At 72.8% G+C, this 21,411-nt stretch carries 24 protein-coding genes; 17 read left to right on the top strand and 7 right to left on the bottom strand.

Going from position 1 to position 21,411, the window contains the following annotated elements:
• Nucleotides 1–606, top strand: coding sequence for a 3-isopropylmalate dehydratase small subunit (gene leuD, locus ABFT23_RS15845; protein ID WP_347896846.1), 606 nt, complete (start codon nt 1–3; stop codon nt 604–606).
• 245 nt (nt 607–851) lie between these two features.
• Nucleotides 852–1,535, top strand: coding sequence for an HU family DNA-binding protein (locus ABFT23_RS15840; protein WP_347896844.1), 684 nt, complete (start codon nt 852–854; stop codon nt 1,533–1,535).
• Nucleotides 1,536–1,608: 73 nt separating this feature from the next.
• Here ABFT23_RS15840 and cofC read toward each other — a convergent pair whose 3' ends face one another.
• On the bottom strand, nt 1,609–2,256 hold the full coding sequence (cofC, locus tag ABFT23_RS15835) for a 2-phospho-L-lactate guanylyltransferase (protein WP_347896842.1): 648 nt from the start codon (nt 2,254–2,256) through the stop codon (nt 1,609–1,611).
• Nucleotides 2,257–2,328: 72 nt separating this feature from the next.
• Between cofC and ABFT23_RS15830 the strand changes: the two genes are divergently transcribed.
• A complete protein-coding gene (locus tag ABFT23_RS15830) occupies nt 2,329–3,102 on the top strand; it encodes a lysophospholipid acyltransferase family protein (RefSeq protein WP_347896840.1) in 774 nt (257 codons plus the stop codon).
• Nucleotides 3,099–4,100: an NAD(P)H-dependent glycerol-3-phosphate dehydrogenase gene (locus tag ABFT23_RS15825; RefSeq protein ID WP_347896839.1), complete on the top strand. Its 1,002-nt coding sequence runs from the start codon at nt 3,099–3,101 to the stop codon at nt 4,098–4,100. Before ABFT23_RS15830 ends, ABFT23_RS15825 begins: the two co-directional genes overlap by 4 nt.
• A 151-nt stretch (nt 4,101–4,251) precedes the next feature.
• Here the strand turns inward: ABFT23_RS15825 and ABFT23_RS15820 are convergent, their stop codons facing one another.
• The gene (locus tag ABFT23_RS15820) at nt 4,252–5,325 is read right to left on the bottom strand and encodes a trans-sulfuration enzyme family protein (protein ID WP_347896837.1); all 1,074 of its coding nucleotides are present in this window, start codon (nt 5,323–5,325) and stop codon (nt 4,252–4,254) included.
• A 24-nt stretch (nt 5,326–5,349) separates the two neighbouring features.
• Between ABFT23_RS15820 and ABFT23_RS15815 the strand changes: the two genes are divergently transcribed.
• Nucleotides 5,350–6,471 (top strand): D-alanine--D-alanine ligase family protein, encoded by a 1,122-nt coding sequence (locus tag ABFT23_RS15815; protein WP_347896835.1) that lies wholly within the window; start codon nt 5,350–5,352, stop codon nt 6,469–6,471.
• A 21-nt stretch (nt 6,472–6,492) separates the two neighbouring features.
• On the opposite strand, the gene ABFT23_RS15810 is transcribed toward ABFT23_RS15815, so the two are convergent.
• Both ABFT23_RS15810 and ABFT23_RS15805 read right to left on the bottom strand, forming a co-directional pair.
• The gene (locus tag ABFT23_RS15810) at nt 6,493–6,972 is read right to left on the bottom strand and encodes a DUF3515 domain-containing protein (protein WP_347896833.1); all 480 of its coding nucleotides are present in this window, start codon (nt 6,970–6,972) and stop codon (nt 6,493–6,495) included.
• 47 nt (nt 6,973–7,019) lie between these two features.
• On the bottom strand, nt 7,020–7,256 hold the full coding sequence (locus ABFT23_RS15805; RefSeq protein ID WP_010833736.1) for an Lrp/AsnC family transcriptional regulator: 237 nt from the start codon (nt 7,254–7,256) through the stop codon (nt 7,020–7,022).
• A gap of 121 nt (nt 7,257–7,377) precedes the next feature.
• Between ABFT23_RS15805 and ABFT23_RS15800 the strand changes: the two genes are divergently transcribed.
• On the top strand, nt 7,378–8,343 hold the full coding sequence (locus tag ABFT23_RS15800; RefSeq protein ID WP_347896831.1) for a thiamine-phosphate kinase: 966 nt from the start codon (nt 7,378–7,380) through the stop codon (nt 8,341–8,343).
• Nucleotides 8,344–8,455: 112 nt separating this feature from the next.
• Here the strand turns inward: ABFT23_RS15800 and rpmB are convergent, their stop codons facing one another.
• Nucleotides 8,456–8,641, bottom strand: a complete 186-nt coding sequence (gene rpmB / locus ABFT23_RS15795; protein ID WP_347896829.1) for a 50S ribosomal protein L28 — start codon at nt 8,639–8,641, stop codon at nt 8,456–8,458.
• A gap of 140 nt (nt 8,642–8,781) precedes the next feature.
• Here rpmB and ABFT23_RS15790 point away from each other — a divergent pair, with 140 nt between their 5' ends.
• The 11 genes from ABFT23_RS15790 (at nt 8,782) to ABFT23_RS15740 (ending at nt 18,930) form a co-directional block, all read left to right on the top strand.
• Nucleotides 8,782–10,437 (top strand): DAK2 domain-containing protein, encoded by a 1,656-nt coding sequence (locus tag ABFT23_RS15790; protein ID WP_347896827.1) that lies wholly within the window; start codon nt 8,782–8,784, stop codon nt 10,435–10,437.
• A 14-nt stretch (nt 10,438–10,451) separates the two neighbouring features.
• Nucleotides 10,452–12,677 carry an ATP-dependent DNA helicase RecG gene (locus ABFT23_RS15785; protein WP_347896825.1) on the top strand — a complete coding sequence of 742 codons (2,226 nt, stop codon included), beginning with the start codon at nt 10,452–10,454 and terminating at the stop codon, nt 12,675–12,677.
• Between the two features lie 12 nt (nt 12,678–12,689).
• Complete coding sequence (rsmD, locus tag ABFT23_RS15780; RefSeq protein WP_347896824.1) at nt 12,690–13,268, top strand: 16S rRNA (guanine(966)-N(2))-methyltransferase RsmD; 579 nt, start codon at nt 12,690–12,692, stop codon at nt 13,266–13,268.
• Nucleotides 13,265–13,753, top strand: coding sequence for a pantetheine-phosphate adenylyltransferase (gene coaD / locus ABFT23_RS15775; protein WP_347896822.1), 489 nt, complete (start codon nt 13,265–13,267; stop codon nt 13,751–13,753). The genes rsmD and coaD overlap by 4 nt, the downstream gene beginning before the upstream one ends.
• A gap of 78 nt (nt 13,754–13,831) precedes the next feature.
• Entirely contained in the window at nt 13,832–14,389 is a 558-nt protein-coding gene (locus tag ABFT23_RS15770) for a YceD family protein (RefSeq protein WP_347897053.1), read from the top strand.
• Nucleotides 14,390–14,402: 13 nt separating this feature from the next.
• Nucleotides 14,403–14,588 carry a 50S ribosomal protein L32 gene (rpmF, locus tag ABFT23_RS15765; RefSeq protein WP_347896820.1) on the top strand — a complete coding sequence of 62 codons (186 nt, stop codon included), beginning with the start codon at nt 14,403–14,405 and terminating at the stop codon, nt 14,586–14,588.
• Nucleotides 14,543–15,310, top strand: a complete 768-nt coding sequence (gene rnc / locus ABFT23_RS15760; RefSeq protein WP_347896818.1) for a ribonuclease III — start codon at nt 14,543–14,545, stop codon at nt 15,308–15,310. Before rpmF ends, rnc begins: the two co-directional genes overlap by 46 nt.
• Nucleotides 15,311–15,322: 12 nt before the next feature.
• The gene (gene mutM / locus ABFT23_RS15755; protein WP_347896816.1) at nt 15,323–16,183 is read left to right on the top strand and encodes a bifunctional DNA-formamidopyrimidine glycosylase/DNA-(apurinic or apyrimidinic site) lyase; all 861 of its coding nucleotides are present in this window, start codon (nt 15,323–15,325) and stop codon (nt 16,181–16,183) included.
• Nucleotides 16,184–16,300: 117 nt separating this feature from the next.
• The gene (locus ABFT23_RS15750) at nt 16,301–16,501 is read left to right on the top strand and encodes a hypothetical protein (protein ID WP_347896815.1); all 201 of its coding nucleotides are present in this window, start codon (nt 16,301–16,303) and stop codon (nt 16,499–16,501) included.
• Nucleotides 16,502–16,597: 96 nt separating this feature from the next.
• Nucleotides 16,598–17,845 carry an MFS transporter gene (locus ABFT23_RS15745; protein ID WP_347896813.1) on the top strand — a complete coding sequence of 416 codons (1,248 nt, stop codon included), beginning with the start codon at nt 16,598–16,600 and terminating at the stop codon, nt 17,843–17,845.
• Nucleotides 17,846–17,928: 83 nt separating this feature from the next.
• Nucleotides 17,929–18,930 (top strand): SGNH hydrolase domain-containing protein, encoded by a 1,002-nt coding sequence (locus ABFT23_RS15740; RefSeq protein ID WP_347896811.1) that lies wholly within the window; start codon nt 17,929–17,931, stop codon nt 18,928–18,930.
• A 45-nt stretch (nt 18,931–18,975) separates the two neighbouring features.
• Here ABFT23_RS15740 and ABFT23_RS15735 read toward each other — a convergent pair whose 3' ends face one another.
• Entirely contained in the window at nt 18,976–20,013 is a 1,038-nt protein-coding gene (locus ABFT23_RS15735) for an SGNH hydrolase domain-containing protein (RefSeq protein ID WP_347896809.1), read from the bottom strand.
• A gap of 79 nt (nt 20,014–20,092) precedes the next feature.
• The gene (locus ABFT23_RS15730; protein ID WP_347896807.1) at nt 20,093–21,169 is read right to left on the bottom strand and encodes an SGNH hydrolase domain-containing protein; all 1,077 of its coding nucleotides are present in this window, start codon (nt 21,167–21,169) and stop codon (nt 20,093–20,095) included.
• Between the last annotated feature and the right edge of the window lie 242 nt (nt 21,170–21,411).

Raw genomic sequence — 21,411 nt, 5'->3', positions numbered from 1 at the left:
ATGGACAAGTTCACCACCCACACCGGCGTCGGCGTCCCGCTCAAGCGCAGCAACGTCGACACCGACCAGATCATCCCGGCCGTCTACCTCAAGCGCGTCACGCGCGACGGCTTCGAGGACGGCCTCTTCTCGGCCTGGCGCAACGACCCGTCCTTCGTGCTCAACAACCCCGCCTACGCACAGGGCTCGGTGCTGGTCGCCGGTCCCGACTTCGGCACGGGGTCGTCGCGCGAGCACGCCGTCTGGGCCTTGCAGAACTACGGCTTCAAGGCCGTCATCTCCTCGCGCTTCGCCGACATCTTCCGCGGCAACTCCGGCAAGGCGGGCCTGCTCGCGGCCCAGGTCGACGAGAAGGTCGTGCAGAAGCTCTGGGACCTCCTCGCCGACCAGCCCGGCGCCGAGGTGACCGTCGACCTCGAGACCCGTACCGTGCGCGCCGGTGAGGGCGTCGACGCGATCGAGGACTCCTTCGACATCGACGACTACACCCGCTGGCGGCTGCTCGAGGGGCTCGACGACATCGGCATCACGCTCGGCCATGACGCCGACATCACGTCCTACGAGTCGACGCGTCCGAGCTGGAAGCCGGTCACGCAGAGCGTCTGACCTGATCGACCATGCGCCGGGCCCGAATCCCCTCAGCTGAGCGGGATTCGCGCCCGGCGCCGTGCTTCCCGGCGGGCTCCGGAGCTTGACCGCGAACCGTGTCGGCAGCACAACTTCCCTCAACGGCGGGCAAAATCCGGCGTGTCGTACGGCGTGGCGATTGAGACAGACGCTAGAAGTGCCTACCTTTCAAGGGAAAGTCGGGCACGAGCCCGGCCACAGCACGTTCTCTGAAGGGGAAGACAGTGAACAAGTCACAGCTCATCGAAGCGCTGGCCGGTCGCTACGACGGCAACAAGAAGGCGGCGGCGCACGCGCTCGAGTCGGTGCTCGACACGATCACGCGCGAGGTCGCCAAGGGCGAGAAGGTCGCGATCACGGGCTTCGGGTCGTTCGAGAAGCGCGTGCGCGAGGCCCGCTGGGTCCGCAACCCGCAGACCGGCGAGCGGATCAAGGCGAAGAAGACCTCGGTCCCGAAGTTCACGGCCGGCGCCGACCTCAAGAACGTCGTCTCGGGGGCGAAGAAGCTGCCGAAGCTGACCCAGGCCACCGCGAAGAAGGCGGCGGCCCCGGCGAAGAAGGCGGCGACCACCGCGGCGAAGAAGGCGGCCCCCGCCAAGAAGGCGGCGACCACCGCGGCCAAGAAGGCGGCCCCCGCCAAGAAGGCGGCCCCGGCCAAGAAGGCGGCACCGGCCAAGAAGGCCCCGGCCGCGAAGAAGGCGGCTCCGGCCAAGAAGGCGCCCGCCGCCAAGAAGGCTCCGGCCAAGAAGGCCCCGGCCGCCAAGAAGGCGGCTCCGGCCAAGAAGGCGGCCGCCGCCAAGAAGGCTCCGGCCAAGAAGGCTCCGGCCGCCAAGAAGGCGGCTCCGGCCAAGAAGGCCCCGGCCGCCAAGAAGGCTCCCGCGAAGAAGGCTCCGGCCAAGAAGGCCTGACCCCTCGCACGGCACGACCGCACGGGCCGTCCTCCCTCCGGGGAGGGCGGCCCGTCGTCGTCGCTCTGACCGGTCAGGAGAGATCGGCGGCGGCGAGCGCGGTGGCCGGGCCGACGCCCAGAGCGAGCGCGGCGCGCAGGTCGTCGACGTCGTCGACGTCGCGACGCAACGTGGCCAGCTCGCCGCGCACCGCGAGGGCCCCGGAGGCCAGGTGGGCGTGGGCGGACCCGCTGCCGAACGCCGGGTCGAACTCGTCGTGGGGAGCGGTGTACATCGTGGTGCCGGTGCCCTCGGCGTCGGCCACGTAGGAGGGCCCGCCGGGCACGAGGGCGGCGAGCGCGGCTGCGAGATCGGCGGGACGCAACGCCGGGAGGTCGGCGAGCAGGGCCACCGGCTGGTGCGTCGGCCACCGCCGCGCCGCCTCGGCCGCCGCCAGCCGCAGCGCCGCGTTGAGCCCTCCGCCGGCGTCGGGGATGCACGCGCAGCCGGCCCGCTGCAGGTCCGTGGCCAGGACGGCGTCGTCGGTGACCGCGAGCACCGCAGACACCTCCGGCGTCGCCAGGCACGCCGCCGCCGTGTCGAGGGCGAAGGCCTCGGCCAGCGCCCGGCGTCGGTCGTCGGGCAGCGTGCCGAGGCGGGACTTGCCGCGCGCCGGGGGCTTCACCGGGAGCAGCACGACGTAGGACGGCCTGTCGGTGCTCACGACGAGGGCATCAGGCATGTCCCGATCCAAGCAGGCCGTCGTCGCGGCGGGATGCGTGGTCTCGCGCGTACGGCCGAGTAGCCTGCGGTTGTGATCGTGCGCAAGCTGCAGGAGAGACGGGGGTGGGCCTTCACCCTCGGTGCCATCATCCTGCGACCGACGTTCTTGCTGACCACCAAGCCGCACTGGGTCGACGGGCTGAAGATCCCGGCGACCGGCGGGTGCGTCATCGCGATCAACCACCTCTCGCAGGTCGACCCGCTCACGGCCGCCGTCTTCACCCACGACCACGGCCGGCTGCCGCGCTACCTGGCCAAGTCCGGGCTGTTCAAGAACAAGGCGCTCGGCTACTTCATGCGCTCGGCCGGGCAGATCCCCGTCGAGCGGTCGAGCCGCTCTGCGGCGGGCGCCTACGACGCCGCGGTCGCCGCCGTCCGGGCGGGGGAGTGCATCGTGGTCTACCCCGAGGGCACGATCACCCGCGACCCCGACCTGTGGCCGATGGTCGGCAAGACCGGGGCCGCCCGCATCGCTTTGGAGACAGGCTGTCCGGTCATTCCGATCGGTCAGTGGGGGGCGCAGGACCTGCTGGCGCCGTACGCGAAGAAGCCCGACCTGTTCCCGCGCAAGACCATCCACATCGCGGTGGGTGACCCGGTCGACCTCTCCGACCTGGTCGGACGGCCCCGCACGGCGACGGTGCTCGCCGAGGCGACCGAGCGGATCATGGCCGCGATCACCGACATCGTCGCCGACCTCCGCGGCGAGGAGCCACCGGCCGAGCGGTTCGACCCGCGCAAGGCCGGCGTCGCCGAGACCGGCAACCCGCACAAGCCCCACCAGCAGCGGAAGGACCCCGCGTGAGCAAGGTCGCCGTCCTCAGTGCCGGATCGTGGGGCACCGCGTTCTCCATCGTGCTCGCCGACGCCGGCAACGACGTCACCCTCTGGGCCCGCCGCGACGAGGTCGCGTCGTCCATCAACGAGCAGCGCGAGAACACCGAGTACCTGCCCGGCATCCAGCTGGCGCCGTCGGTCGACGCGACGTCCGACGTCGAGAAGGCGTTGCACGGGGCCGACATGGTCGTGCTCGCCACGCCCTCGCAGTCGCTCCGTGAGAACCTCACCGACTGGGCCCCGTTCCTCGAGCCCGACGCCGTGCTCGTCTCGCTGATGAAGGGCGTCGAGCTCGGCACGCTCAACCGGATGAGCGAGGTGATCCACCAGGTCACCGGTGCCGGCGCCGACCGCATCGCCGTGGTGAGCGGGCCCAACCTGGCCAAGGAGATCGCGCGTCGCGAGCCCGCTGCCTCGGTGATCGCGTGCGCCGACGAGGACGTCGCCCTCCGGCTCCAGCGCCGCCTGCACTCGCCGGCGTTCCGGCCCTACACCAGCACCGACGTGCTGGGCTGCGAGCTCGGCGGCGCCTACAAGAACGTGGTCGGGCTCGCCGTCGGCATGGCGGTGGGGCTGGGCTTCGGCGACAACACCACGGCGTCCCTGATCACCCGCGGGCTCGCCGAGACCGCCCGGCTGGCGATGAAGCTCGGCGCGAACCCGCTCACGCTGATGGGCCTGGCCGGGCTGGGCGACCTCGTGGCGACCTGCTCGTCGCCGCTGTCGCGCAACCGCACCTTCGGCGAGAAGCTCGGGCGCGGGATGACCAGCGAGGAGATCTACGCCTCGACCCGTCAGGTGGCCGAGGGCGCCAAGTCGTGCGCCTCGCTGCGGGCGCTGGCCGAGCGGTCCGAGTGCGACGCCCCCGTCGCCACCTACGTCGACGACGTCGTCGCGGGTCGCATGACGGCCACCGAGATGATGGACGCGATCCTCGCCCGGGACACGAAGGCGGAGATGGGCTGAGCTGACCGGACCGAGCTTGCTCGCACCCCGACGTGCCGGCGTGCCGAGACCTCGGGAGGTCAACGGCCACGCCGCCACGAGCGGGGGCGTCGAGCGGTCGTCGCGGTGGTCTCGAGGCTCGTCGCCAGGGCTCCTCGCACCTCGACCAGCGTCAGGTCGTCAATGTGTCGAGCGCTCGCACCAGGTCGTCCCAGAGGTCGTCGACGTCCTCGACGCCGACCGACATGCGCACCAGCGCCTCGGGGATCGTCGGCGACTCGGACTTCCACCGGCGACGACGCTCGAACGTCGACTCGACGCCGCCGAGCGACGTGGCGTGCACCCACAGGCGCGTCTTGCGGACCAGGAGGTCGGCGGCGAGCTCGCCCTCGGCGAGCACGATCGCGACGATGCCGCCGAACCCCGGGTAGCGCACCTCGGCGACGGCCGGGTGGTCGCGCAGGCGCTCGACGAGGGTCTGGGCGTTGGCCTGGGCGCGCTCGACGCGCAGGTGCAGCGTGCGCAGGCCACGCAGGGCCAGCCAGGCCTCGAGGGTGCCGGGCGTCGAGCCGGTGAGCGAGCGCCGGTTGAGCAGCACTTGGTGGAGCTCGTCGTCGGCGGTGACCAGGGCCCCGAGCAGGGCGTCGCTGTGGCCGGCCAGCCACTTCGTGGCCGAGTGCAGGACGACGTCGGCCCCCAGGTCGAGCGGCTGTTGCAGCAGGGGCGTGGCGAAGGTGTTGTCGACGACGACGTAGGCGCCGGCCTCGTGGGCCGCGGCGGCGATCGTCTCGATGTCGGCGACCTCGAGGGCGGGGTTCGTGGGCGACTCGATCCAGACCAGGGCGGCGTCGGCGCACGCCGCGACGACGGCCTCGGTGTCCTCGACGTCGACGAGCTCGGTGGTGAGACGACCGCGCGACTCGAGGTCGGCCAGCACGGTCAGGCTGCCCTGGTAGGAGTGCCGCGGCATGACCACCTTCGCGCCGTGGCCGACGAGGTCGAGCATCACCGTGACCGCGGCCATGCCGGTGCTGAACGCCAGGCAGCGTCCGCCCTCGAGCGCACCGAGGGCGTCCTCGAACGCCGTCCAGGTCGGGTTGGCGTAGCGGCCGTACTCGAGGTCGCCGGTCGCCACGTAGGTCGAGGCCATCGTGATCGGCACGTTGAGCGGCCGGTCGGGCTCGTGCGGCGGCCGACCCGCCGTCACCGCGACGGTCGAGGGGCGCAGGCGGGGCTCGTCGGGCATGCCCACGAGGATAGGGTCGGGCGCGTGACCGAGACCCCGAGGCCCCGTGTCGCCGTCGTGTTCGGTGGCCGTTCCGGCGAGCACGCGATCTCCTGCGTGACCGCCGGCAGCGTGCTGGCGGCCATCGACCCCGAGCGCTACGACGTCGTCCCGATCGGCATCGCGCGCGACGGACGGTGGGTGCTCGAGTCCGCCGATCCCGAGCGGTTGCGCATCACCGGCCCCGACGCGCTGCCGAGCGTCGACGACGGCGGCGTGCCGGTGGCGCTCGCCCGGGTCGAGGCCGGCACCGACCTCGTCGTCTCCGACCCCTCCCGCCCGCCCGAGACCCTCGGCGAGGTCGACGTCGTCTTCCCGCTCCTGCACGGTCCCTGGGGCGAGGACGGCACGATCCAGGGCATGCTCGAGATGGCCGGCGTGCGCTACGTCGGCGCCGGCGTGCTCGCCTCGGCCGTCAGCATGGACAAGGCCTACATGAAGGTCGTGCTCGCCGCCGCCGGGCTGCCGGTGCTGCCGAGCATCGTGGTCACGACGCGTTCGTGGGCCGCCGACCCCGAGGCGGCACGGCGTCAGGCCGACGAGCTCGGCTACCCGCTGTTCGTCAAGCCCGCCCGGGGCGGCTCGAGCCTCGGCATCTCCAAGGTCCGCGACGCCGCCGAGCTCGCGGCGGGCCTCGCCCACGCCTTCGAGCACGACCCCAAGGTGCTCGTCGAGGTCGCCGCGCCGGCCGGCTCACGTGAGGTCGAGTGCGGCGTCCTGCAGGCGCTCGACGGCACCACCGAGACGAGCGTGCCGGCCGAGATCCGCATCACCGGTGAGCACGAGTTCTACGACTTCGAGGCCAAGTACCTGCCGGAGGAGGCCACCGAGCTCGACGTCCCGGCCCTCGTGCCCGACGCGGTGGCCGTCGAGCTGCGCGCGCTCTCGGCCCGTGCCTTCGAGGCCGTGGGCGGCGAGGGCCTGGCCCGCGTCGACTTCTTCCTGGCCCCCGACGGCAGCCTGGTGTGCAACGAGATCAACACGATGCCCGGGTTCACGCCGCTGTCGATGTACCCGCGCATGTGGGCGGCCACCGGCGTCGACTACCCCGCGCTCGTCGACCGGCTGCTCCGGCTCGCGCTCGCGCGCGACACGGGGCTGCGCTGACGGGCTACCCGGATCTCGGCGCTACCCGCTACACCTCTGCTCGAGCGTCAGGTGCTCGTCGACGAGGGTGCTGAGGGTGGCGAGGGCCGACGCCGTCGTGGCGTCGCCGATGTTCGGGTCCTGCGGGCGGTAGTCCGGCGGGACGACGAGCTCGACGACGGGCCGGTAGCCGGGCACCGAGAGGCGCAGGTCGGAGGTGCGGTCGTCGTCGCTGCCGTCGGGGACGTACCAGCCGACGCCGTTGACCTCGTCGCAGCGCGAGGTCTGGTCGAAGCCGTCGGGCACCGGGACGCCGCAGGTGACCGTGATCGCCGGGTCGCCGTAGCCGGCCCCGAGGGCGTCGTCGGGCTCCACCTCGACGCGCTCCTGGTCGGCCAGGGTGTCGGGCAGGTCGGCGACGAAGGCCTCGCAGGCCGCGCGGTCGGCGTCGGAGAGGTCGTAGGACTCGATCTCCGGGGTGCCGCTGCACGCCGCGAGGGTCGGGGCGAGCGCGGCGAGCACGACGACGCCCCAGGTCCGTGCGGACCCGGGGCGTCGAGGAGTCGGGCTCAGATGTGGACGACCGGGCACGTGAGCGTGCGGGTGATGCCGTCGAGGTTCTGCACCTTCGAGACCACCAGCTTGCCGAGCTCGTCGACGTTGCGCGCCTCGGCCCGGACGATGACGTCGTAGGGACCGGTGACGTCCTCGGCGAGGGTCACGCCCTTGACCTGGGCGATCGCCTTGGCGACCTCGGCAGCCTTGCCGACGTCGGTCTGGATCAGGATGTAGGCCTGGACGACCATGCGTGCGCTCCTTTGCGACGGCCGGGAGAAGATTCGGCGCCCAACCTATCGCGGCCCGCGCCGGTGGCGATACCGGCCTGTCGGTCGGCGTGCTGGGACCCTCGGCTGGTGGGATGGGGGCATGGCCCCACTACCCCCCGACGCGACCCTGGCCGACGCCGGCGAGTTCGGGCTCATCTCCGAGCTCGTCGCCCTCTTCCCGCAGGGCGAGCAGGTGCTCGTCGGCCCCGGCGACGACGCCGCCGTCCTGCGGGTGCGGACCGGTCACGTCGTCGTGTCCACCGACCTGCTCGTCGAGGGCCGGCACTTCCGGCGCGAGTGGGCCTCGGCCGAGGACGTCGGTCACCGGGCCGCGGCCCAGAACCTCTCCGACATCAACGCCATGGGCGGGCGCGCCCACTCGGTGACCATCGGGTTGGCCGCCCCGCCCGAGCTGCCGGCGTCGTGGGCGCTCGACTTCGCGCGCGGCTTCGCGGCCGAGTGCGACCTGGTCGGCGCCTCCGTCGTCGGCGGCGACCTCACCGGCGCCCCCCAGGTCGTGATCTCCGTGACCGTCATCGGCGCCTGCACCGAGCCGCCGGTGCTGCGCTCGGGCGCCGCGGCCGGCCAGGTCGTCGCGCTCTGCGGGCGCCAGGGGTGGTCGGCCGGCGGGCTCGCCGTCCTCGGGAGGGGGTTCCGCTCGCCGCGCTCGCTGGTCGAGGCCTACCGCCGACCCGAGCCGCCCTACGACGCCGGACTGGTCGCCGCGCAGGCCGGCGCCACGGCGATGATCGACGTCTCCGACGGTCTCGTCGCCGACGCCGGGCACGTCGCCACCGACTCCGGCGTCGTCCTCGACCTGTGGTCGGCGTCCTTCGAGGTGCCCGAGCCGCTCGAGGCCGTCGCCGCGGCCACCGGTCTCGACCCGATGCACCTGGTGCTCGGTGGGGGAGAGGACCACTGCCTGCTCGCCACCTTCCCCGACGCCGGCGCCGTGCCCGACGGCTGGGTGTTGGTGGGCGAGGTGCTCGCGCCCGGCGACGACGGCCCCGGCGTCACCGTCGACGGGACGGCGTACGAGGGCCCGGCCGGCTGGACGCACTTCTGAGGGCCGGAGCCCGCGGCCCCGGAGCGAGCAGGAAACGAAACGACCGCCGCACCCCGAGGGGGACGACGGTCGCTCCGACATGCTCCCGACGTGACGTCGGCAGGCGGGTGCGTCAGCGGGTGACCTTGCCGGCCTTGAGGCAGCCGGTGCAGACGTTGACGCGCTTGGGGGTGCCGTTGATCGTGGCACGTACGCGCTGGATGTTCGGGTCGAAGCGGCGCTTGGTGATCTTGCGCGACCACGGCCGGTTGTTGCCGAAGGTCGGCTTCTTGGCGCAGATGTCGCAGACGGCAGCCACTGGGTTCTCCTGTTGAATCGGATCTGAGTCGATCGGGGTACTGAGCGAGCGGGGCCCGGGCACGCCGGGCAACCGGACGATCCTAGCGCCGGCGTGCCCGACGACGAAAACGACGACGGCCTGCCCTATCGTCGCCCCTCATGGAGGAGGCGCCGTCCAGCGATCGTATCGAGCTCGCCGTCGTGCTCCGCTTCGTCGACGTCGCCACCGACGCCCTCGCCGCGGTGCGCGAGGAGGTCGACGCGCTCAACGTCTACCCGGTGCCCGACGGCGACACCGGCACGAACATGTACCTCACCGTCTCGGCGGCGCGCGACGCCGTCCGCCAGGCCACGGGTGGCGACCCGCAGGCCGACCGCGACGAGGCGCTCACCGCACTGGCCCGCGGCGCGCTCCTGGGCGCGCGGGGCAACTCCGGGGTGATCCTCAGCGAGATGCTCGGGGCGATCGCGCGCCGCATCGCCCGCTCGACGCCGAGCGAGCGCAACGCGCTGGTGATCGCCGAGGCGCTGCACGAGGCCACCGAGGCCAGCTACCGCGCGGTCGGCCGGCCGGTCGAGGGCACGATGCTCACCGTCGCCCGGGCCGCCTCCGAGGCCGCGCGCACCCACGCCGCGAGCGGGCCGGGCGTCCGCGCCCGCGACGTCTTCGCCGCCGCGGCGGCCGCCGCGCGCGAGGCGCTCGCCCGCACGCCCGAGCAGCTGCCGGTGCTCGCGGCCGCGGGCGTCGTCGACGCCGGCGGGCGCGGGGTGAGCGTCGTCCTCGACGCCGCCGAGACCGTGCTCACCGGACGCCGTCCGGTGGCCGCGGTGCGCAGCCACGTGCCGGTCGTCGCCTCCACGCACGACGACGACCACGAGCTCACCCCCGACGGCCCGGCCTACGAGGTGATGTACCTCCTCGACGCCGGCGACGACGCCGTCACCACGCTCCGCTCGCGGCTCGACACGCTCGGCGACAGCCTCGTCGTCGTCGGCGGCGACGGGCTGTGGAACGTGCACGTGCACGTCGACGACGTCGGCGCCGCGATCGAGGCCGGCATCGAGGCCGGCCGCCCGCACCGGGTGCGGGTCACCCACTTCGCCGAGCAGGGCGTCGAGCGCCGTCCGGCAGCCGCGGGGACGCCGACCCGCGAGGGCCGACGCGTCGTCGCCGTCGCCGCCGGGCCGGGCCTCGGCGCGCTGTTCGCCGACGCCGGCGCCGTCGTCGTCGAGGGCGGCCCCGGACGACGCCCCTCGACCGGGGAGGTGCTCGAGGCCATCACCACCAGCGGTGCGGCCGAGGTCGTCGTGCTGCCCAACGACACCGACTCGGTGCGGGTCGCGCGCATCGCGGCGAGCACCGCGGAGGCCGACCACGGCCTGCGGGTCGCCGTCGTGCCCACGGTCGCGCAGGTGCAGGGCCTGGCCGCGATGGCCGTGCACGAGCCCGGCCGCACGTTCGACCAGGACGTGCTCGAGATGACCGCCACCGCCCGCCACGCCCGCCACGGCGGCGTCACCGTCGCGGCCCGCAAGGCACTCACGATGGCCGGCTGGTGCGAGCCGGGTGACGTGCTGGGCATCATCGAGGGCGACTTCGTCGAGATCGGCTCGAGCGTCCTCAACGTCGCCACCGAGATCCTCGGACGCCTGGTGGCCGGTGGAGGCGAGCTCGTCACGATCGTCGCCGGGGCCGACGCCGACGACCTCGCCGAGCGGGCCGCCGCGTGGCTCGACGAGGCCCACCCCACCGTCGACGTCGTCGTCTACGAGGGTGGCCAGGACCGCTACCCGCTGCTGCTGTCGGTGGAGTGAGACAGGCTGGTGCCGTGATCGACCTCGACTCTCCCGTCACCGCGGTGCTCGGCGGGTCCAAGAAGGCCAAGCGGTTCACCGACGGCCTCGGCCTGCGCACGGTGGAGGACCTGCTGCGCCACTTCCCGCGGCGCTACCTCGAGACCGGCACGCTCACCAAGGTCGACGACCTGCAGCCGGGCCAGATGCTCGCCGTGATCGGCGAGATCATCGAGAGCAAGGTCAAGACCCACCAAGACCGTCGCACCGGCAAGCCCGCGGCCCGTGTCGAGACGTGGGTGCGCACCGACGGGCCGCGCCTGCAGATCACCTTCTTCGCGCGCAGCCCGAGAGCGGCCGAGTGGCGGGCCGGCACCATGGGCCGCGGCACCACCGGGCTGTTCCTCGGTCAGGCGAAGCAGTTCAACAACCAGTGGCAGCTCACCCACCCGCAGTTCGTGCTCTTCGGCACCGCCGACAGCGTCGACGACGACATCGCAACCGTCGAGGCCATCGGCGAGCTCTACCCGATCTACCCGCTCACCAAGGGCCTGCAGTCGTGGGACGTCGCGCGCGTCGTCACGTTCGCCCGCGGCGAGATCGGCGAGCTGCCCGAGGTGCTGCCCGACGCCGTCCGCACGCAGTACGACGTCGTCGACGCCGCCACCGCGCTCGAGTGGGTGCACGCCCCGGAAGACCGCACCCAGGTCGCCCGTGCCCACCGGCACTACCGCTTCGAGGAGGCGCTGGTCACCCAGCTCGTGCTGGCCAAGCGGCGGGCCGCCGTCCGGGCGGTGGGGGCGCAGGCGCGCACCGGCGGCGACGGCGCCTTCCTCACCGCGTTCGACGCCGGGCTGCCGTTCGAGCTCACCGACGGCCAGCGCGAGGTGGGGGAGCAGGTCGCGGCCGACCTCGCGCGCTCGTGGCCGATGAACCGGCTGCTGCAGGGCGAGGTCGGCTCGGGCAAGACCCTCGTCGCCCTGCGGGCGATGCTGCGCGTCGTCGACTCCGGCGGGCAGGCCGCCCTCCTCGCGCCCACCGAGGTGCTGGCCCAGCAGCACGTCCGCTCCATCCGGGCGATGCTGGGCGACCTCGCCGACGGCGGTCTCGCCGGCGGGGTCGGGGTCGAGCTGCTCACGGGCTCGATGACCAAGGCGCAACGCACCGGGCCGATGTCGCGCCTGGCCAGTGGCGAGGCCGGCATCGTCGTGGGCACCCACGCCCTGCTCGAGGACAAGGTCCAGTTCGCCGACCTCGGTCTCGTCGTCGTCGACGAGCAGCACCGCTTCGGCGTCGAGCAGCGCGCCGCGCTCACCGACAAGGCCGGCACGCCACCCCACGTGCTGGTCATGACGGCGACGCCGATCCCGCGCACGGTCGCCATGACGGTCTTCGGCGACCTCGAGGTCTCCACGCTGCGCGAGCTGCCGGCCGGTCGCGCCGAGATCCAGAGCAACGTGGTCAACCTGGTCGACCACCCCGGCTGGATCACCCGGGTCTGGGAGCGCGTGCGCGAGGAGGTCGAGAAGGGCCACCAGGCCTATGTCGTCTGCCCGCGCATCACCGGCGACGAGCTCGAGCAGGGCCAGGTCGAGGCGCCCGAGCTCGACGACGACGGCAAGGAGGTCGCCCCCTCGGCCGACGCTCCGCCGCTCGCCGCGGTCGAGGACGTCGTCACGGCGCTCGCCGACGGCCCCCTCGCCGGGCTGCGCCTCGCCGTCCTGCACGGCAGGCTGGCGCCCGACGTCAAGGACGCCACGATGCGGGCGTTCGGCCAGGGCGAGGTCGACGTGCTCGTCTCCACCACCGTCATCGAGGTCGGCGTCGACGTGCCCAACGCCACCGCCATGGTCATCCTCGACGCCGACCGCTTCGGCGTCTCGCAGCTGCACCAGCTGCGCGGCCGCGTCGGCCGCGGCGGCCTGCCCGGTCTGTGCCTGCTCGTCTCGCACGCGCACTGGCTCTCCGACGCCCGTACCCGCCTCGACGCCGTCGCCGCCACCACCGACGGCTTCCGCCTCAGCCAGGTCGACCTCGAGCAGCGCCGTGAGGGCGACGTGCTCGGCGGGTCGCAGTCGGGCCGCCGCTCGACGCTGCAGAACCTGCGCGTGCTGCGCGACGAGCAGACCATCGTCCAGGCCCGCGAGGCCGCCGAGGCGTTGCTCGAGGCCGACGCCGGGCTCACCACCACCCCGCTCCTGGCCGCCGCCGTCGCCGACCTCGAGGCCTCCGCCAACGCCGACTTCATCGACCGATCATGAGGAGGTCGTGAGATGACCCGGATCATCGCCGGCTCCGCCAAGGGACGCCGCCTCAAGACGCCCCCGGGCGAGGCCACCCGCCCCACCACCGATCGCGCCCGCGAGGCGCTGTTCAGCGCCGTCGAGTCGTGGGCCGGCTCGCTGCAGGGCCTGCGCTTCCTCGACCTCTACGCCGGCAGCGGCGCCGTCGGGCTCGAGGCGTTCTCGCGCGGGGCCGACGCCGTCACCTTCGTCGAGTCCGACCGCGCCACCGCGGCGCTCATCGGCACCAACGCCCGCGACCTCGGCTTCGGGCGGGCCGACGTGCGGGCCCTGCGCGTCGTCCAGGTGCTCGGCACGGTGCCGGCGGCGCCCTACGACGTCGTCTTCAGCGACCCGCCCTACCCGCTGCCCGAGACCGACCTCGCCGACGACCTCCGTCGGCTCGTCGAGCACGGCTGGCTGGGCGACGAGGCGCTCGTCGTCGTCGAGCGCTCGAAGCGCTCGCCCGAGCCCACCTGGCCCCTGCCGTCGCACGAGCGGCCGGGCATCGTGGGCGAGCGGAGCAAGCGCTACGGCGAGGCGACGCTTTGGTACGGTCACCGCTCGTGAGCCGCGCGGTCTGCCCTGGGTCCTTCGACCCCGTCACCCACGGGCACCTCGACATCATCGCCCGGGCCGCCCGGCTCTTCGACGAGGTCATCGTCGCCATCGGCGTCAACCCCTCGAAGAGCCGCCTGTTCGCCCCCGACGAGCGGGTCGCGATGCTCGAGCGATCGGTCGCCGGCCTCGACGTCGCCAACGTGCGGGTCGCGGGCTTCACCGGGCTCGTCACCGATTTCTGCCGCGAGCAGGACGCCCAAGCCATCGTCAAGGGCCTGCGCTCGTCCAGCGACTTCGACTACGAGCTGCCGATGGCGCACATGAACGTCGCCCTCACCAGCGTCGAGACCGTGTTCCTGCCCACCGCCACGGGTCAGTCGTTCGTCTCGTCCAGCCTGGTCAAGGAGGTCGCCGCGTTCGGCGGCGACGTCTCGGCGTTCGTGCCGCCGTTCGTGCTCGACGCCCTCACCGCCCGACTCGCCGAGCGGACGTAGTCCTGCTTTTTGCAGGTCCCGACCCGACCAGTAGTCTTTCCCCTTGTCTTGTCGTGCCCGGAACCGGAAAGTGAACCCCTGACCAGCCTGGACCCGAGAGCGCCGCTCGTGCTCGATACCCGCGAGCTCGGCCGCCGCCCGGGGTCCCAACGTGAGGTGTCACTGACGGAGCCGGCCCCGGCAGGGCTGGGCATCGAAGTCCTCCAGGTCCCCGAGGGTGCGCAGGTCGAGATCGACCTGCGGCTCGAGGCGGTCCTGGAGGGGGTGCTGGTCACGGGTTCGGCGCGAGCCGGGCTCGAGGGTGAGTGCGTCAGGTGCCTGGCGGAGATCCACGACGACGTCGTGGTGACCTTCCAGGAGCTCTACCTGTACGACGACCTCGGCGACCAGGCCTCCGGCGCAGACGATGAGTCGGACGACGAGCTGAACACCCTCGAGGACGACCTGCTCGACCTCGAACCCGTGCTGCGCGACGCCATCGTGCTCGCACTGCCCTTCCAGCCGCTGTGCCGGGAGGACTGCCTGGGGCTGTGCCCCGAGTGTGGTGCGAGACTGAACGACGATCCCGAGCACGCACACGCTGAACCGATCGACCCCCGATGGGCGGCCCTGGCCGACCTCGAGCCCGAGCAATAACAAGGAGAATCCAGTGGCTGTCCCGAAGCGGAAGATGTCGCGGAGCAACACCCGTCACCGTCGTTCGGCGTGGAAGGCCGTCGCGCCGACCCTCGTCGAGTGCGCCAACCCCGCCTGCGACGGCAAGCACATCCCGCACCGTGCGTGCGGTGAGTGCGGCCAGTACGGCGCCCGGTCGGCTCGTCGCCAGGTTCTCTGACGACCCTCGCTGACCCCATCAGCAACTACGCCGAGCTGCGAGCCAGGCTCGGGGACCCGGTCCTGGACCCCGAGCTGCTCGAGCGCGCCCTGACGCACCGCTCCTACGCCTACGAGAACGGTGGGCTGCCGACCAACGAGCGGCTGGAGTTCCTCGGCGACTCCGTGCTCGGCGTCGTCGTCACCGAGACGCTCTACCTGATGCACCCCGACCTGTCGGAGGGGCGTCTGGCCAAGCTGCGGGCCGCGGTCGTCAACGCCCGCGCGCTCGCCGTGGTCGCCGTCCGCATCGGGCTCGGCGACCACGTCAAGCTCGGCCGGGGCGAGGAGTCCACGGGCGGCCGGCAGAAGGCCTCGATCCTGTCCGACACCGTCGAGGCCGTCATCGGAGCCGTCCACCTCTCCGGCGGCATCACCGTGTCGGCCGACGTCGTCCACCTGCTCTTCGACCCGCTCATCCACGAGGCCTCGGCCATGGGCGCCGGCCTCGACTGGAAGACGTCGCTGCAGGAGCTCTCGGCCGAGCACGGCCTCGGTGTGCCCGAGTACGTCATCACCGACGAGGGCCCAGACCACATGAAGACCTTCCACGCCCAGGTCCGGGTCGCCGACAAGCTCTACGGCAACGGCACCGGGCGCTCGAAGAAGGAGGCCGAGCAGGCCTCGGCCGAGACGGCCTACGGCGAGATCGTGGCCACGATCGTCACCGAGACCTCCGGCTAGACCCACCCGGCCGTGCCCGAGCTGCCCGAGGTCGAGACCGTCCGCGACGGCATCGAGCGCCACGTCGTCGGCGCCTCCGTCACGCGGGTCGTCGTCCTGCACCCGCGGCCCGTGCGCCGCGACCCGCGCGGACCCGAGGGCTTCGCGGCCGCGCTCGTCGGTCGCCGCATCGACGGCGCCCGCCGCCGGGGCAAGTACCTGTGGCTGCCGCTCGACAACGGCGACGCCCTGCTCGGGCACCTCGGCATGAGCGGCCAGCTGCTCGTGCAGCCGAAGGACGCCGAGCCCGAGCGCCACCTGCGGGTGCGCCTCGTGCTCGACGGCGCCGCCGACGACCGCGAGCTGCGCTTCGTCGACCAGCGGATGTTCGGCGGTCTCTCCGTCAGCGCCGGCGGTGCCGAGCTGCCGCCCGAGATCGCCCACATCGCCCGCGACCCGCTCGACCCCGAGTTCGACGACGACGCCTTCGTGGCGCGGCTGCGCCGGCGCGCGTCGGGCGTCAAACGACAGCTGCTCGACCAGGGGCTGATCTCCGGAGTGGGCAACATATACGCCGATGAGGCGCTCTGGCGGGCTCGCCTGCACGGCGAGCGCCCCGGCGACCGCCTGACCCGGGCCCAGGGGCACGAGCTGCTAGGCCACGCGCGCGAGGTGATGACCGAGGCCCTCGGCCAGGGCGGCACCTCGTTCGACGCGCTCTACGTCAACGTCAACGGCGAGTCGGGCTACTTCGACCGCTCGCTGCACGCCTACGGCCGCGCCGACGAGCCGTGCGACCGGTGCGGCACCCCCATCCGCCGGACGCCGTTCATGAACCGGTCGTCGTACTTCTGCCCGACGTGCCAGCCCGTGCCCCGCAAGCGGCGACGTTAGCGCCGGCGACGCCGCGATCGACCCGCCCGCGCCGGTTTGACCCTCGCCAGACCTGGTGGGACTCTGGTAGACGGTCCCAGCACCGGGGACCGACCTCTACGACCGAAGGGCTCATCCATGGCCAAGGCGCTGATCGGCTACCTGAACAGCGACCTCCGCGACCCCCGCCTGGCCTCGGACAACGCGCGTCTGCGGGCGCGCGTGGCCGAGCTGGAGTCGCTCGTCCTCCGCCTCTCGGAGGAGAACGACCGTCTCGTGGCCGCTGCGGCCGCCGAGATCCTCGAGACCGCGCCCCTGCAGGACCTCCAGCCCGCGTGACGTCACCCGGCGCTTGACGGGCGCCACCCGGCCGACCTGCGTCGGCGCCGGAAACGACGTGCGGAGCACCGCGGTGATCGGTAGCGTGCCGACCTCGTGAGCACCGTCGTCGAGGTCGTCGTCCCCCGACGACTCGGCACGTCGTTCCGGTGGTTGCTCGCCTCGTCGTGGACCACCAACCTCGGCGACGGCATCGCGCTCGCCGCCGGTCCGCTGCTGGTCGCCTCGCAGACCGACCAGCCCTTCCTGGTCGCGCTCGCCGCGCTCGCGGTCTGGGCCCCGCCGCTGGTCTTCGGGTTGTGGGCGGGCGTGCTCACCGACCGCCTCGACCGTCGGCGGATCGTGGCGGCGGTCAACCTCGCTCGCGCCGGCGTGCTCGCCGTCCTCACCGCGGCGATCGTCACCGACGTCGTCGGCATCGCGGTGGTGCTGGCGGCCCTGTTCGCGCTCGGCACGGCCGAGACCTTCGCCGACAACGCCGCGGGCGCGCTGCTGCCCTCGATCGTCGGCCGCGACGACCTCGCGATCGCGAACTCCCGGCTGCAGGTCGGGTTCCTGACGATCAACCAGCTCGCGGGGCCGCCGATCGGTGCCGCGCTGTTCGCCGCCGGCACCGCCCTGCCCTTCGCCGCGCAGGGCCTCGTGGTGCTGCTCGGGGCGGTGCTGGTCTCGCGGGTCGTGCACGACCACCAGGCTCCCGACCCCGGGTCGCTCGCCGCCGTCCGGCACGACGTCGCCGGGGGCTTCCGCTGGGTCGTGCACCACGCCGCCGTGCGCACGCTGGTGCTGACGATCTTCATCTTCAACCTCACCTTCGGCGCGGCGTGGTCGGTTCTCGTGCTCTACGCGACCGAGCACCTCGGGCTCGGCGAGGTCGGCTTCGGTCTCGTGACGACCGTGGGCGCCCTGGGCGGCCTCGCCGGCACGCTCTCCTACGGCTGGATCACCCGGCGCGTGAGCCTGGGCAACCTGATGCGCATCGGCCTGGTCGTCGAGACCGTCACCCACCTCGGCCTGGCCACCACCTCGTCGCCCTGGGTCGCGCTGCCGATCTTCTTCGCCTTCGGCGCCCACGCCTTCATCTGGGGGACGACGTCGATCACCGTGCGGCAACGAGCCGTGCCGCCGCACCTGCAGGGCCGTGTCGGCTCGGTCAACCTGGTCGGCTGCTTCGGCGGGCTGGTCATCGGCTCCGGCATCGGTGGCCTCCTCGCCCAGCACGGGGGCGTGACGGCGCCGTTCTGGTTCGCCTTCGCCGGCTCGGCGGTGTTCGTCGTGCTGATCTGGCACCAGCTGCGTCACATCGCCCACGCCGACGAGCAGCCGGCGCCGGTCGCTCGCTGACCCGAGGCCGACGGCCGAACGAGCCGCGGCGACATTTTCAAGAGATCTCTTCACGCGCCGGCCAGGCGTGCGATCATCGGCGCGTGACTCGGGAGACGCTGCGTCCGGCAACGAACCTGCGACGTCTCGTCCGCCCACCGTTCGTGCTCGCCCTGGCGCTGGCGATCGCCGTCACGCTCGCCGTCCAGCCGGTCGCGTCGTCGACGGCTCCGGGCCGGACCGCCCGTCCCGAGGCGACGGCGTCCGCCCGACCGGTCGAACCGGCCGCGGCGCGGCAGGAGCTGCCGTGGCTGCAGGAGGCCTGCGGGACCTCCTCGGCGAGCATGATCTGCCGGGTGACGCACTTCCCGCGCCGGCCGTGGCTCGTGCTGTGGGGCGACTCGCACGCACTTCAGTACACGATCCCCCTGCGACGGGCGGCCCTGCAGCGCCGGTTCAACCTCGTGGTCGTCTTCTCCGGCGGCTGTCCGTTGAGCCTGCCGTACCCCGCGGCCGCCGGCCAGCCGCGGATGACCTGCGACAAGCACAACGTGCGGGCGCTGGCCTACGTGCAACGGCTGGTCGACTCGGGACGGCGGGTCCGCGCGGTGCTCAGCAGCTGGTGGGACTTCTACCGCCACCGCTACGCCCTGCACCGGCGCGCGCTCGCCGCGGGGGTCCCCTCACCCCTCGACACGTACGAGCGGCACATCGTCGGCCTCGGCGTCGACCGCTCGCGGGCGATGTTCAGGGCGATCGGACGGCTGGGCGTCCGAGCCGACGTCATCGCCCAGTCGGGCACTCCGCCTGCAGGCGCCCGACCGTGCCCGACCGGCGCGGCACCGCGTGCATGCGGTTATGAGCGCCGCGCGGTGCTCCCGCGTGAGGCGAGCAACCGAGCGTGGTTGAGGCAGCTGTCGTCGTCCCTCGCTGCTCGGCCGCTGGTCATCGACCCCTCGCCGGCCTACTGCACGAGGTCGCGATGCTTCGGACGTCGTCACGGGCGCACGACGTTCTCCGACTGGGCCCACCTGCACCCGGCAGCCACCCGCTCGATGGGCCGGTACTTCCGACCGACGGTCGACGCCTTGTTGGCGACGCGCTGAACCACCGAGACCGACGGAGCCCGACCGTCGCCCGCCCGCGGCTGATCAGCGGGCGACGACGGCTCGCACGACGGGCCGGAACAGCGGGGCCAGCCTGGCCGAGCTCCGGTTCGAGATGTGCACGGGGTCGTGCCAGACCTCGGCCCGGTCCACCACTCCGGGGCACGTTCCGGAGCGGCACAGCACCTGGGCGGGCATGACCAGGTGACCGCGTCGAGCCGGTCGGAGCAGACGCAAGTTCGCCCGCAACGCCCGACGGAGCGGCTTGGCCGCGACCATCACCGTCGTGCGCGGCAGGGCGCAGGGATAGGCAAAGTCCCTCGGGGTGGCGTGGGTGAAGTCGATCTCGTTGAAGGCGCCGGCGCACGCCGGAGGATTGTTGGGGATCATGGGCGCCTGACCCACGACGTGGGTGGTGAGGTCGAGACGCCGCATCGTGCGGAACAGGCGTGGCAGACCCCGAGGCACCAGGCGGGCGGTCTGGGAGATGTAGGAGTTGCCGTAGGTCTGCCACCGGCCGAACTGCCCGTCGATCGCGTTGCGGTAGAGCTCCCAGCCCGCGGCCACGACGACCTGGACCCGCCGGTGGTGACGACTCATCCGCGTCAGGTCACGCACGGCGAGCGCATTGTGCTTCTCGCACCCGGCAGCGATCACGGCAGGTGCGTCGGGTCCGTGTCCGGGATCGACCGGGGGGCACCCGCCGGCGATGTAGGCGACGAGGTTCACGCGGCGGTGACCGATCGCCTTGATGATGCCGGTGAGCATCTCGCGCGCGTGCGAGTCGCCCCACACCACCAGGGTCGGTGCACCGGGTCGCCGCGGGAGCAGCCGGCACGCTCCCAGCCGCGGGTCGCCGTCTGGTTCGAAGCACCTGACCGGCATGGCGAACAGGCTCGCCTCCGCGACCGGTACGGCCCGTTCGTCCGCGGCCTGGTAGAGGGCCGTGTCGGAGCGCGCGCCGGGCGTCGCACCGGCCGCCTCGCTCGCGGTCGACAGCAGGCCGACGCACAGGAGCGCCGTCATCACGAGCGCGATGAGGGCGCGCGACGGGCTGCTGCCGTCGCGGACACGAGACGTCATGGCCAGGATGGTCGCACACGAGAAGCGCCGGCTCGTCGCGATCGCGACGATCTCGTCGACGCCAGTCGCACGGCCGCGATCACCGTGCCGCGCGAGGTCGGTTCTTCGCCTCGTCGACGACGGCGCGCACCGTCGGCCGGAAGTGCGAGGAGAGCCGGTACGACGCACGCTGGCCGAGGTGGATGCGGTCGTAGTAGGTCGGGACGCCGTCGATCGTCCCGCGACAGGTGGTCGCACCGCACAGCGACGTGGCGGGGCGGATGATGGAGCCCTTGACCGACAGGAGCGAGCGCATCCGGCGGACCTGCGCGTTGTTCTCCCGGGGGTCCTTCAGGACGCCGGCCCGCGGCAGCGGGCACCGCCACCCCTGGCCGCGCCCGGGGCACTCGGGAGCGGTCTGGTAGACCATCGGCGACGCCGCGACGATGTCGGTCCGCACGCCCATGCGCCCCAGCTCCCTGAAGGCTCGCGGGGTGCCTCGGAGGCTCTTGACCGCGTTGACGCGTATGTAGTCGTTGGCGAACCCTGGGAACTTGCGGTCAGCGCCGTTGGGCTCGTCGGTGACGTTGTGGTAGAGCTCCCAGGCCATCGCGACGATGACCCGCAGGGGCCGCTTCTGTCGCTTGGCCTTGCGGATGAAGGAGATCGCCTCGTGGCCGAAGACGTCGCAGCCGTTGCGTGACGCACGCTTCTTCGGGGTGCTGAGATCGGAGTACATCACCGGGCAGGCGCCCTGCATGAGGGCGATGACGTTCACCCGCTTGCCGTGGACCGCCTTGCGGATGGCCGGCGTCATCATCCAGGCGTGCGAGTCGCCCCACAGCACGATGAGGGGCGCCCCCTTCAAGCGCGGGGTCAGGCGGCACGGTTCGGGGGTGAGGGCGTACGGATCGGTCGTGTAGCAGCTGGTCGGGAGGTCGGGGAAGTCCGGCCCGGAGTGGACGGTGCGGGCCGACGGTGCGGTGCGCGTGTGCAACACGACCGGCTCGCCGAGCGGTACGACCTCGTGGAGACGACCACCTGTGTCGTCGACCCCGGCGCTCGCGACCGGGCTGGCGAGCACTCCCGACAGCGTGACGGCCAGGGCCAGTGCCCAGGCGAGGAGCGGGACGCGGCGCGCGGCACGGGCGCGCGGCTCGGGGCCGGGGGAGCGCATGACAGCGAAAGTAAAGCATGCGGGGCCGGTCTGCCTGCTGAACCACGGATCGGCCCGAGCCGTCGTCGGTCCGGCACGGCATCGGCACGGGGCAGTCTGGAGCCGACGTGCGTCGGCGCGATCCGGACGACGTGCTCCATCGCCCGACAGGACAGGCCAGCTGAACGACTAGGATCGGCGTGCCTTGGCCACGGGCGCGGCGTCCCAGCCCGACCCATCCACCCCGACGAACCGGCGACGGA

Origin of the sequence: Nocardioides secundeburneus (assembly GCF_039939255.1) — a bacterium.
Lineage (GTDB): Bacteria > Actinomycetota > Actinomycetes > Propionibacteriales > Nocardioidaceae > Nocardioides.
Note: the sequence above shows the minus strand (reverse complement) of the source record. Positions and strands in the feature narration are given on the sequence as shown.